We start from the raw sequence: 12,060 nt of genomic DNA, 5'->3' as shown, positions 1-12,060 counted from the left end.
GTCCGGACCAATTATGGTGTGCGTGCCCCGGGTGCACTTCAGCGCCCGCGGTCCCAGGAGGTTTCGGTGCTCGCTCGTCGTTCCCTGCTGCTGGGGGCCGGAGGCGCGGCCGTTGCGGCTGCCCTGCCCGGCGTCGCCCACGCCGCTGCCCCCCAATCCGGAGGCCCGCTGCCACTGCCCAGACCTTCGGGTGGCCTCTTGGTGGCCACTCGTTCCCTCGCCTTGGTGGATCACTCCCGTACCGACCCCTTCGCACCCCGGTCCGGGCCGCGCGAGCTGATGGTCCAACTCTGGTTCCCCAGCGCGCCCACCGGCACCAAAGAAGCGGAGTACGTCAATCCGCGTACTGCGCAGATACTGGAGACCGGCTGGGCCGCGCCGGCGGGCTCGTTGGCGCGGGTACGCACCGGGGCGACCACCGGCGGTCGGGCGCCGCGCCTGCCCACGCTGATCCTGCTCAGCCACGGCCGAGGCTCCGTCAGGGCGTTGACCACCTCCCTCGCGATCGAGCTCGCCTCGCACGGGCACTTGGTGGCCGCCATCGATCACACCTATGACTCCGCGGTGGTCAGCTTCCCCGATGGGCGACTGGAGCTCGGCAACCTGCCCGCCAACCCGGACGACTGGGACGCTCAGGACCGCCTGGAAATCGGGGTGCGGGCCGCCGATCTTCGCTTTGTCGCTGATCGCCTCACCGAAAGCCATACGCTGCGTCCGCGCATCGGAGTGCTCGGGCATTCGATGGGCGGTCCGGCAGCCGCTGAGGCCATGCGGCAGGACCGACGGTTCCTGGCCGGGCTCAACCTCGATGGCGGACTGTTCGGCACCACCGTCCCCGATGTCGGTCTCGACCGTCCCTATCTGCTGCTCAGCTCAGCGCCGGACCATGAGAGCTGGGGCCGCTGGCGAGCCGCGCACCACGGTTGGGGCCGGCATCTGCGTCTGAACGGCGGCGGTCATCTCACCGCCACCGACCTGCCCGCCTACGCCGAAGCCATCGGGCTGCGTCAAGTATGGCCCGTTGCGGAGTGGCAGTACGCCTTCGGCACCCTCGCACCCGATCGGGGTGCCGAGATCACCCGGGCCTACGCGGTGGCCTTCTTCGGCCGCTTTCTCGCCCGCCGTCCAGCACCCCTGCTCAGGGCGCCCTCGCGACGCTTCCCCGAGATCGAGTTCCACTGGAGCCGGGGGAACTGATCCACCATCCCCACTGAGGTGCCGGGGCGGTCCCAAGCTGCTCCGGCTCTCGACCACGCGTGGTGGCCCGCGGACGCAAAGCCCTCGACGAACGGCCGAAATCCGTTCCACGGGACACCCGCTCCAGGTCGCGGTCCGCCCGTCCGAGCCTTGGAGCATCCTGGCGACGGTCCTTGACCGTCCCCCCGAGCGGAGGGAAAGCCCAGCTCGGACGGGGTTTCCTGGCCGGGTGCTATGGTGCTTGACGTACCGCACCTCATGGCGGCCTCCCCATCCGCGACTCCACGGAGGCTCTGTCATGCCCGCTACCCTGCATGTGCGCACTTTTCATCGCGAAGACCGCGACCAGCTCACCACACTGATCAATGTGCATGCCGCTGCTGTCGTCCCCGGCGCTGTCGCCTCGGTCAATACGGTTCTCAGCAGCCTGGAGCGCTCTCCCGAAGAGTTCGTCACCGATCCCTGGATAGCCGAACGGGCGACGCTGGTAGCCGAGCACGCCGGCCGGATCGTTGCCGCCGCCCACCTGGTGCGCTACGCCAACGATCCCGATGTCAGCGAGGACTACCGCGACACCGGCCACATCGTCTGGTTTCTCCACCACCCCTCAGTCGCCGAGGACCCTGGTACCGAGCAGGCCCCCGATCTCCTGATGGCGGCCTGTTTCGCGCAGTTCAACCGCTGGCATGTGAGCTCGCGCCACGCCGACGGCCGGCTGCCCATTCCCGGTGTCTACGGTGTCCCCGACCAGTGGCCGCACATCCGAGAGGTGTTGGAGCGGGCGGGGTTCGTCCAGTTGGGGGAGACGGAGATCCTCTTCCTCGCCCGGGTCGCGGATCTGCCCGCACCCGCCCCCGCGCCGCTGCCCGGGCTGACCCTGCGGCGCACACTCGGTGTGCTCGGCACCCGACTCAGCGCGGTGGTCGACGCGGAGGAGATCGCCTACATCGAGCTGGACACCACCTTGGACCGCCCCGAGCGGCATGTCCGCTCCGGTGGAATGGCCGATGTCTCCGATCTCGAACTGCCCCAGGACGCCCACCCCGATCTGCTGCCGTGGCTCCTCGGCCAGGCGCGGGCGTGGTTGACCCTGTGCGGCGCGGGACGGCTCCTCGCCTATGCGACCCACGACGAGAAGGAGGAGATCGAGGGAATGCTGCGGCACGGCTTCGTCGAACTCACCCGTACCGCTCGCGGCTGGCACCACCGGCCCGCCTGAGGTCTGCCCCGCACGACGGTCCGGGGTCGCGGGACAGCCCATGGCCAGCGAGGCCGTCACCGGTGCGCCGAGCCGGGAGCGCCTCGGCTCAAGCCACTGGCCCCACGGTGATCACCGTGGGGCCAGTGGCCATCGGACTCCGGTGGCCGGGCGTTGGAGCGGCACGGGCCATCACCAGGTCGTGCGCAGGGGTTTTGATGCCCTGTCAGGGGCTGTGGAACTTCACCTCGGGGTTGGCGTCGCTCGGCCCCTTCAACAGTGGCTGTGGCCGGCCTCGGAGATGCTGGTCGAAGAAGGCCGCCACATAGGTGCGGGTGAGTTTGACGGCACGTTTGGCCGGCAAGGGTGTTTGCGGCAGCCCGAAGTGCTCGGTGATCAGGGGAGCGTCGGAGAACGACATGTGATCCGATCCGGCGACGGTGAGCCAGCGCTTCCAGCCGTCGAGCGTGGGCCACATCGTGTCCCAGGTGGTGTCTTGGCCACCGGGGCGATGCACGTCGTCATCGGTGCCGAGCATCATGAACGGCCGCCCGCGGAGCCCTTCCGCGGGCAACGGCTCCCAGAACGCGCCGTCCATGTTGATGCCGGCGTCGATCCGCCGATCGGCGGCCATCGAGGTGGCAGCACTGGCACCCCCGATGGAGTGGCCCGCCATGCCGATGCGCTTGCTGTCGATCATCTCTGCGTTCCGCCACACGGGCGAGGGCCCGGTCAGTGCGTCCAGGAGATAGGACACATCCTTGGCACGCGTCGATGTCACCACACTGCCGTGCGTACCCCCCTCCAACGCCTCGCAGGCGACACAGGTCAGCATGCGGTTGCCCGGGACGGCGACACCGAACGACTCATAGGCGTGGTCGACGGAGGCTGTGACATAGCCGCGGCTCGCCAGATCCTCGGCCAGAGCGGTCTGGGTGTAGCGAGATACCGAGAAGCCCGGTGAGAGCACGACCAGGGGGAAGTGACCCGGCGCGGGTCGTGCCCCCACCCTGCTGTGGGTGCGCATACCGCTGAGCTTCTCCGGCAGCACGGCCGGGCCGAAACCGTAACCCTCGACGAGCAGCCTGGCCTCCTCAGCGGTGGCGTAGCGCGCGTGGCGGCCGTCGCCGGAGCGAGCGGCGGGGTAGTGCAGGGTGACCATCAACTCCCGGCCCTCGGCGGTGGGGACCCAGGGGTCGGTACGCGACTGGTCCACCAGGTGGAGCGTGTTGCTGCCGACCGCGAACTTGCCGGTCGGGCGCGGCAGACGGGGGTACTCCGCGACCGAGGCCGGTGCGGTCTGGGCGATGGTGTCCTGTCCGGTGCCCGCGGCGGACGCGTTGCCGGCGATGGTGAGTGGAGCCGCGAGTGACAGGGCGAGGGTGACGGCCGTGGCCGTGCGAGTGAGTTTGACCATGGGCAAGACGCTAGATCGTTCGGTCGCCGAAGGCATCAGTCTAGGGTCGCTATTCGCCATTCTCGATGTCCATCCAGGGTTGTGCTCACGGCATCGTCGATGCCGCACGGTGCGAGTGACAACGGCAAGGGGCCGCCGCGGTAAGGGTGGTGGGCCCGGAGTCAGTTGCCCTGGGGCATGACGAAGGCCCCCGGTGACGGCAAGGTCAGGGATTGCGCCGCCGGGGGCCTTCGGGTTCTAGGGGTTCAGCAGGGGTTCACCCGGTCAGCAAGGACCGAGATCCGTCCAGACGCCCCACTCACCGGTGGTTCCGGGCTCATCGCCCTTCGTCCACCACTTCGACTTCCAGTTCTTCGACTTGTGCGAGACCGTGGTGCTGCCCGGGTACTCGGTACCCGCGCTCCACGGCGGTGCGGTGCAGGTGCCACCGGGGCCGCCCGTGGTTCCGGTGGTGGTGCCTGCCGTGGTTCCGGCGGTGGTGCCGGCGGTCGTGCCTGCCGTGGTGCCGGCGGTGGTTCCAGCCGTGGTGCCGGTGGTGGTGCCTGCCGTGGTGCCCGTGGTCGTGCCACCGGTGGTTCCGCCGTCCGGCTCGACCACCTTGGCGCCGCGCGTCAGGTCGCTGGCGATCGCGTACGTCTTGCTGCCGATCTTCACCGTCCAGTTCGACGGGGTCGACACCGGCATGTAGTACACGAAGTCCAGCTGGACCGAGGCGCCCGGGGCAACCGTCTGCCACGCCGGCAGCTTCAGCGAGACCCGGTTGAAGTCACCCTTGAGGCCACCGATGTTGTTGCCGGTGTGGTCGCTCTTGATGATGGTGGCACCGAAGCCGGACTGGTCCTTGGCGTTGGCCGGAGCGGAGGTTCCGTAGTCGAACTGGAACTCCGTGCCACCGGGCAGGGCCGTCTTGGTGTTGTTGGTGATGGTCAGCTTCGGGCTGATCGGGTAGTTGCTGTCACCCAGCGCGAACTGCCCGAAGTCCACATCGACGTTGATCGCCTCGGCCGGCAGGGCGACGTTCGACTTCTTGGCACCGTACGGGGCCGCGGCCTTGAACTTGTCGTACATCAGCGTGGTGAGGGTCTCACCCTGCTCGTACTGACCCTTGGCGGCGTTGAAGGCGTAGTCGCCCGCCAGCTCCCAGATCATGGTGCCGCCGATGCCCTTGTTCACGACGTAGTCGGCCTTGGCGGTGATGGACTGCTCGTCCTCGGTGGAGAGGAAGACCTTCTTCTGCGCGTTCCACAGCCACGGCGCGACCAGCGTCGAGTCGTACTTGCGGACGTAGGAGCCGGTCAGCTTGGTGTCGGCCGGGAAGCCGTACTTGGTGACGTAGTCGCCGACCACGCCCTTCTCCAGGTTCTTGGCGTGCCACATCGGGTTGGAGCCGGCCGGCGACTCCTTGCCCGCGGTGTCCTTCTCGGTCCAGAGGTTGTCGATGCCAACCGCGCCGTCGCCACACTTAGTCAGGTTCGACCCGGCGGGACAGGTGGTTGCAGCGGCCTTGCCCCACAGACCGTCCGTACCGCCCTGGACGTTCTTGAAGCCGCGGGTGTAGTACGGCAGGCCGACGTTGATGCGGCCGGCAGGCATCGAACCGCGGAAGTAGTGGTAGGCCCAGTCCGTGTTGAGATACCCGATGCCACCGTACTGCGAGGTGCTGTAGACGCCCGCGCCGGCCAGTTCGCTGTCCTTGCCGTCGTCGTACAGCGCGGCATTGGGACCCACGTGCTCGTTCCAAGCACCGTGCAGGTCGTACGACATGATGTTGACGTAGTCCAGGTACTTCTGTACCTGGAAGGTCTCCATCCCGCGCAGGAGATATCCCGACGACGGAGCCGCCACGGTCAGCATGTAGTGCTTGCCGTCCGTCGCACCCGCGCGGTCGAGCTTCTCGCGCAGGGTCTTCATCAGTACGGAGTAGCTCTTGGCAAGACCCGCGCGGCGGCCGTTGGCCAGCGTGTGGTCGGCGGGGTGCCCCGCGTCCTTCATCGAGGTCGGGTACTCGTAGTCGACGTCGACGCCGTTGAAGCCGTACTTCTTGATGAAGTCGACGGCGGAGTCGGCGAAGGTGTTGATGCCCGCCGTGTTCACCGAACCGTCGGCGTTGGTGGTCATCGAGTAGAAGCCACCGGAGTTGATCCGGCTGTCACCCTGGAGGATGCCGCCGGTCTCGGCCCAACCACCCACGGAGACCAGGGTCTTCACATGGGGATTGGCCTTCTTGTACTTGTTCAGCAGGTTGAAGTGACCCTTGTAGGCATAGCCCGGGTCCATCTCCGCACCGGCCACACCCGGCCAGGTCATGCCCGTGGAGGCGTTGTCCGGACCGTCCGCGCCGACCGACAGCTTGTTGGTCTGGTCGACATGCGCGAACGCGTAGTTGATGTGGGTGATCTTCTTCCACGGAATGTCGTTGACGAGGTAGGCGGGTGTGCCGTCCTTGCCGGTACGCCAGTTGGTGAAGTAGCCGATGATGCGGCGCTGGTGATCGGTGCCCATCTTCTCGCGCCCGTCGGCGTCGTAGACGGAGCAGTAAGGCACATCGACGCCCGGCGTCGAGTAGAGGCCGTCGGGACGGCAGGCCTCCTGGGAGGCGGCCTGTGAGACGCCTGAGGAGAGCGAACTGGCCACCAGCGCGGCGGCGGCAGCGCCGACGGCGAGCAGCGATGCTCTCTTACGGGTGAGGGACAGCACGGTCGGTCCTCCTGGTGGGGGGCCCGCCGCCCATGTGGGGCAGCGGGGGTGGTTCGGCCTCGCTCAAAATGCGTGGGGGTACAGCGTGTTGGGTCCAGGCGTGCGTACGCCGAGGACCTCATCCGAGGTGAGCAGAGATTAAAAGGACTAGACCAGCGCGTCAATAGGTCTGGACCTTTTGGGTACCTCTGGGTGTCAATGAACGCGGCGCTGCGCCTGGGCCGCGCCCCTTCGCCCGGTCGGTTCCTCGTTGACAGCGAGTCTCGTCCCTCCCGGCCCGGGCCGCCCGCCGAAGGAGAGACTTCTCATCGTCAAGAACTCCACCGCGGTGCGCGAAGATGGGGTTGGAGATCCGTGCTTGTCCTGGTGTGTCAGGGGAGGGCCGCTCGCGCCCCGCTCCAGCCGGCCGTGTCTCCAGGTGCCAACGACCAAGTACAGGAAAGGTCCTTCGTATGTCCGCCGCCGACTCCCCGCCGCAGGTCCCCGCCGACAGTCACAGTGTCATCAAGGTTCGAGGAGCACGTGAAAACAATCTACGCAATGTGGATATCGACCTACCCAAGCGTCGCCTTACGGTCTTCACCGGAGTGTCCGGGTCCGGCAAGTCGAGCCTTGTCTTCGGGACCATCGCCGCCGAGTCCCAACGGCTGATCAACGAGACCTACACCGCCTTCATCCAGTCGTTCATGCAGAGCCAGGGCCGCCCGGACGTCGATGGACTGCACAACCTCAGCGCCGCGATCGTGGTCGACCAGGAGCGGATGGGCGCCACCTCACGCTCCACCGTGGGCACCGCGACCGATGCGTACACCATGCTGCGGATCATCTACAGCCGCCTCGGCACACCACACATCGGCACCTCCAGCGCCTTCAGCTTCAATGTCCCCGAGGGGATGTGCTCTCGGTGTGAGGGGCTCGGCGAAGTATCACAGATCGATACCGATCAACTCGTCGACCGCGCGAAGAGCCTGAACGAGGGTGCGATCACCGTCCCCGGCCATGCGGTGGACTCGTGGCCCTGGTCGATCGTGACCGGTTCCGGCTTCTTCGACCCGGAGAAGAAGCTCAACGAGTTCACCGAGCAGGAATGGGCCGATCTGCTCCACAAGGAGCCGGTCAAGGTCAAGGTCGGCTCCAGCAACTTCACCTACGAAGGGCTCGCCGCCAAGCTCCAGCGGACCTGGCTCATCAAGGACCGCGAGTCACTCCAGTCACATATCCGTGCCTTCGTCGACCGCGCGGTGGTCTTCACCCGTTGCCCTGAGTGCGAGGGTACGAGACTCAGCCAGGCCGCCCTCTCGTCGAAGATCGGCGGGGTGAACATAGCCGAGTGCTCGGCCATGCAGATCAGCGACCTCGCCACCTTCGTCCGCTCGGTAGACGATCCTTCCGTGGGCCCGCTGCTGGTCAATCTGCGCCATCTCCTGGACTCGCTCACCGAGATCGGACTGGGCTATCTGAGTCTGGATCGGCCCGCCTCCACCCTCTCCGGCGGTGAGGCCCAGCGCGTGAAGATGGTTCGCCACCTAGGCTCCAGCCTCACCGATGTGACCTACATCTTCGACGAACCCACCATCGGGCTGCACCCACATGACATCCAGCGCATGAATGACCTGCTGCTGTTGCTCCGGGACAAGGGGAACACCGTCCTCGTGGTCGAGCACAAGCCCGAAGTCATCGCGATCGCCGACCATGTGGTGGATCTGGGCCCGGGCGCCGGTGAGGCGGGCGGCGAGATCTGTTTCAGCGGCACCGTCGATGGACTGCGCGCCTCCAGCACCCTCACCGGACGCCATCTGGAGCATCGCACCGAGCTGCGTCAGCCCGTTCGCGAGCCCCGAGGGCAGCTCTCCGTCAAGGGCGCCGATCGCCACAACCTGAAGGACGTCAGCGTCGACATTCCGCTCGGCGTGCTCACCGTCGTCACCGGAGTGGCGGGCTCGGGCAAGAGCTCACTGATCCATGGCTATCTCGCCGATCAGGACGGGGTCGTCGTCGCCGATCAGTCACCGATCCGCGGCTCCCGGCGCTCCAACCCCGCCACCTACACCGGTCTACTGGGACCCATTCGTACCGCGTTCGCCAAGGCCAATGGCGTCAAAGCCGCGCTGTTCAGCGCGAATTCGGAAGGTGCCTGCCCCAAGTGCAACGGGATCGGACTGGTCTACACCGATCTGGCGATGATGGCCGGTGTCGCCTCGGTGTGCGAGGAGTGCGAGGGCAAGCGGTTCACACCCAAGGTGCTCACCTACCAGCTGCGCGGCAAGAACATCAGCGAGGTACTCGGGATGTCGATCGCCGAGGCGTTCGACTTCTTCCCCACCGGCCAGGCGCACACCATCCTGGGGCGACTGAACGAGGTGGGGCTCGGCTACCTTCGGCTGGGACAGCCCCTCAACACGCTCTCCGGAGGAGAACGGCAGCGGATCAAGCTGGCGATCCACATGGCGGAGAAGTCCTCCACCTACATCCTCGACGAGCCGACGACCGGCCTTCATATGGCCGATGTGGACAAGCTGCTCGCGCTGCTCGATCGGCTGGTTGACGAAGGGAACACCGTGGTCGTCATCGAGCATCACCAGGCGGTGATGGCACACGCCGACTGGCTGGTGGACCTTGGCCCCGGAGGCGGCCATGACGGCGGACAGGTGGTGTTCACCGGAACCCCAGCGGAACTGGTCGCCTCGGCCGACACACTCACCGCACGGCATCTGCGCCAGTATGTGGGCCGGTAGCCGCCCGGTTGCCCGTGTCCTTCAGCCCCCGGCCGCACCCGCGAAAGCGGCTGCTTCGGTTGTTCGCAGACGGTCATGGGGCCCGGGTCGTAGCGGGGAGGCGGCAAGCGGTTCGCCGCTGACCTCCCCGCTGTGACCCTGAGGGCGGAACGGCGGACCGGATCGGTGCGTCAGGGCCGAGGCGGAGAGCGGCGCCGCCGCACGGTGGGAGGGGACCTCGGCTCGCCGCGGTCCCCAGCGCGCCCGCGGTGGTGTACCGGCGCCGGTCAGTCAGCGGCGGGTCGACCCACACCGGCCATGAAGCGCCAGACCAGGCCATGACCCATCAGCACCAGAAGGCTCAAGAGAATCGCCTCCGCCTGAATGGGGCGCAGGCCGATGGGGTCCGCGACCTTCGGTGCCACTCCCACGACCGCGATCAGCAGATAGAGAAGACACGCCACCACCTGCGGTGCCGCCAGCGTCCCCGCGCCCTCATCGCCCCGGCTACGCCCCAGCAGACGTACCGTCGAAACACAGCCGATCACCGCCAGCACCACAAAGCTCGCTCGCCAGATCTCGGGGGTCCCAACCCCACCCACCTGGGCAAACAGCCCCATCAGCGCGGGCAGGAGAAAGGAGAGGTAGACGCCGCCCACCACCCGGCGCAGCGTCGGGGTGCGCAGCCAGTCCGCATGGTTCTGTACGACGTTCCACCAGAGCCCGACCAGGGTGAAACACGTAGCTGAGAAGAGCGCGTAGAACGTACTGACATCCATCTGGCCTCCAGCACAGGGTCATGGGGCTGGCCGGCAGGTCGCGGCCCACGCCCCAGGCAGCCGTCGCGCACCGCTTCCGTGGCCTGGGTCGGCACAGTGCCTACCCGGCCGTGCTGCATGCCCTGGCCACGGGCTACGGCCGTGTGTGCCGAGCGTCCCACGCCGGTGGCCGCCCATCGGTGGACCGACACCCGGATACAGCCGAAGCGGTCACCCTCGGTCCCTGGCCACACTGCATCACCGGGATGAAAGGGACAGATCCTCAGAGCATCGTAAAAGCTGAGGCTCAGCACGAGAACAATGCGCTTTTTTGCCTCACCGTCAGGACACAGGATTGGGAGTGAGTCAGCTTCCGGGGAGGAACCATGTCGTCAGCCATCGAAGCAGAACTGCTGCCCCTCACCTCCGAGGACGGTCCGGCAGGACTGTCCGTCGGGGCCATCGCGCTCACCGAACTGGCGCGCCGCTTCGGCACCCCCCTCTTCGTCTACGACGAGGAGCATCTGCGTCAGCGTTGCCGCGAGGCCGTTTCCGCCTTCGGCCGGGACAATGTCGCCTATGCCTCCAAGGCCTTCCTCTGCACCGCGATGGCCCGGCTCGCCCATGAAGAGGGAATGCTCCTGGACGTCGCGTCCGGCGGCGAACTGCGGGTGGCTCTGCGAGCGGGTGTGCCGGCCGATCGGATCGTCCTCCACGGCAACAACAAGGACGAGAACGAACTGCGTACCGCCGTTTCTGCCCGAGTACGCCATATCGTGGTCGACAGCTTCGACGAGATGGATCGGATCGAACGCCTCCACGCCGCGGGGGATCTACCCCCCGCCCAGGTCCAGCTGCGGGTGGCACCCGGTGTCGCCGCCGGCGCCCATGAATCGATACGCACCGGTGGCAATGACTCCAAGTTCGGCTTTGGCCTCGCCGACGGAGTCGCGGACGCGGCAGTGCGACGGGCCGCGGCCTCTTCGGCGATGAACCTGGAAGGCATCCACGCACACGTCGGCTCCCAAGTGCTCGACGCCCGTGAGCTCGCGGCCGGCGCGGCTGCCGTCGCACGCTTCGCCGCCCACGCCGGGGTGTGCCGACTCACCGTGGGTGGTGGACTCGGTGTCGCCTACGAGGCCGGGCAGAGCGCGCCCACCTTCGCCGAATGGGCCCGGCAGGTACGCGATGCCGCTCGTGGCGCGGGGTGGAACGGCGAGGTGGCGGTGGAACCGGGCCGCTCCATCGTGGCCCGCGCGGGGATGACGCTCTACCGGGTCGGCACCATCAAACGGATCGAAGGCGTACGAACCTATGTCAGCGTCGACGGTGGAATGAGTGACAACCTTCGCCCCGCGCTCTACGCCAGCCGTTATGAAGCGTTCCTCCCGCGCAGCCCCCGCTCCTCACGGCCCCTGCGCGCACGTCTCGTCGGCAAGCACTGCGAGAGCGGCGATGTGATCATCGACAACGCGGCACTGCCTTTGGACCTTCGGGTCTCGGATGTGCTGGCCACACCGGTCACCGGGGCATACGGCTATGCCATGGCGTCCAACTACAACAAACTGCTGCGCCCCGCCGTTGTGTTCGTGCGGAACGGCGAAGCCCGGATCGTGGTGCGCCGTGAGACCGAGGAGGACCTGCTGCGCCTGGACATGGACAGCGCCCCGGACGGGGTGGTGATTCCTTCCGGGGTGGGGAGGCTGGTCGCGGCCCGGCACCCCGGGACGGCATAGGGCCCGGCCGGTGGTTGCGGGGGTGGCCTCGACGGGGCAGCTGGGAGGGACCGGCGGAGGCTCAGTCTCTACCTCAAGTCTAGGGTTAGGGTTATCTGGTGTGGAGGTGCGGGCCACGGGCTGTTGCGACGCCGCCGCCGACGATACGGCGGCACTCGGTGGAGGTGACTGCTGGGCTGGGACCCCTGGTTCGTCGGCTGATGAGGGAAGCCGGCCGTTCGGTTGGGGATGCCGCCGTTCGTAGCTGACCGTGCGTGGCGCGGTCTCTGATCAGCACGGCGCTGGCTGGGCTGTCGGCAACGCCGCTCAGGTCTTGGGCGCTGGTGTGTCGGCGGTTGTGGCC

7 protein-coding genes are annotated in these 12,060 nt (G+C 67.4%); 4 read left to right on the top strand and 3 right to left on the bottom strand.

Annotation, left to right across the window (positions count from 1 at the left end; all coding sequences use genetic code 11):
* Positions 1-66 precede the first annotated feature (66 nt).
* Positions 67-1,197, top strand: a complete 1,131-nt coding sequence (locus NBG84_RS16255) for an alpha/beta hydrolase (RefSeq protein WP_250920167.1) — start codon at positions 67-69, stop codon at positions 1,195-1,197.
* A gap of 298 nt (positions 1,198-1,495) precedes the next feature.
* Positions 1,496-2,416, top strand: a complete 921-nt coding sequence (locus NBG84_RS16250) for an N-acetyltransferase (protein WP_250920166.1) — start codon at positions 1,496-1,498, stop codon at positions 2,414-2,416.
* Positions 2,417-2,621: 205 nt separating this feature from the next.
* On the opposite strand, the gene NBG84_RS16245 is transcribed toward NBG84_RS16250, so the two are convergent.
* Both NBG84_RS16245 and NBG84_RS16240 read right to left on the bottom strand, forming a co-directional pair.
* The gene (locus NBG84_RS16245) at positions 2,622-3,812 is read right to left on the bottom strand and encodes an alpha/beta hydrolase family protein (RefSeq protein ID WP_250920165.1); all 1,191 of its coding nucleotides are present in this window, start codon (positions 3,810-3,812) and stop codon (positions 2,622-2,624) included.
* Between the two features lie 264 nt (positions 3,813-4,076).
* On the bottom strand, positions 4,077-6,509 hold the full coding sequence (locus tag NBG84_RS16240; RefSeq protein ID WP_250920164.1) for a chitinase C-terminal domain-containing protein: 2,433 nt from the start codon (positions 6,507-6,509) through the stop codon (positions 4,077-4,079).
* A 452-nt stretch (positions 6,510-6,961) separates the two neighbouring features.
* On the opposite strand from NBG84_RS16240, the gene NBG84_RS16235 reads away from it, so the two are divergent.
* A complete protein-coding gene (locus tag NBG84_RS16235; protein ID WP_250920163.1) occupies positions 6,962-9,244 on the top strand; it encodes an ATP-binding cassette domain-containing protein in 2,283 nt (760 codons plus the stop codon).
* 266 nt (positions 9,245-9,510) lie between these two features.
* Here NBG84_RS16235 and NBG84_RS16230 read toward each other — a convergent pair whose 3' ends face one another.
* The gene (locus tag NBG84_RS16230) at positions 9,511-10,002 is read right to left on the bottom strand and encodes a hypothetical protein (protein WP_250920162.1); all 492 of its coding nucleotides are present in this window, start codon (positions 10,000-10,002) and stop codon (positions 9,511-9,513) included.
* Positions 10,003-10,367: 365 nt separating this feature from the next.
* On the opposite strand from NBG84_RS16230, the gene lysA reads away from it, so the two are divergent.
* The gene (gene lysA, locus NBG84_RS16225) at positions 10,368-11,717 is read left to right on the top strand and encodes a diaminopimelate decarboxylase (RefSeq protein WP_250920161.1); all 1,350 of its coding nucleotides are present in this window, start codon (positions 10,368-10,370) and stop codon (positions 11,715-11,717) included.
* Positions 11,718-12,060: the final 343 nt, after the last annotated feature.

The organism is Streptomyces albipurpureus (assembly GCF_023701525.1).
Classification (GTDB): Bacteria; Actinomycetota; Actinomycetes; order Streptomycetales; family Streptomycetaceae; genus Streptomyces; species Streptomyces albipurpureus.
The sequence above is the reverse complement of the archived record's forward strand: the minus strand, read 5'-3'. Positions and strand labels throughout refer to the sequence as shown.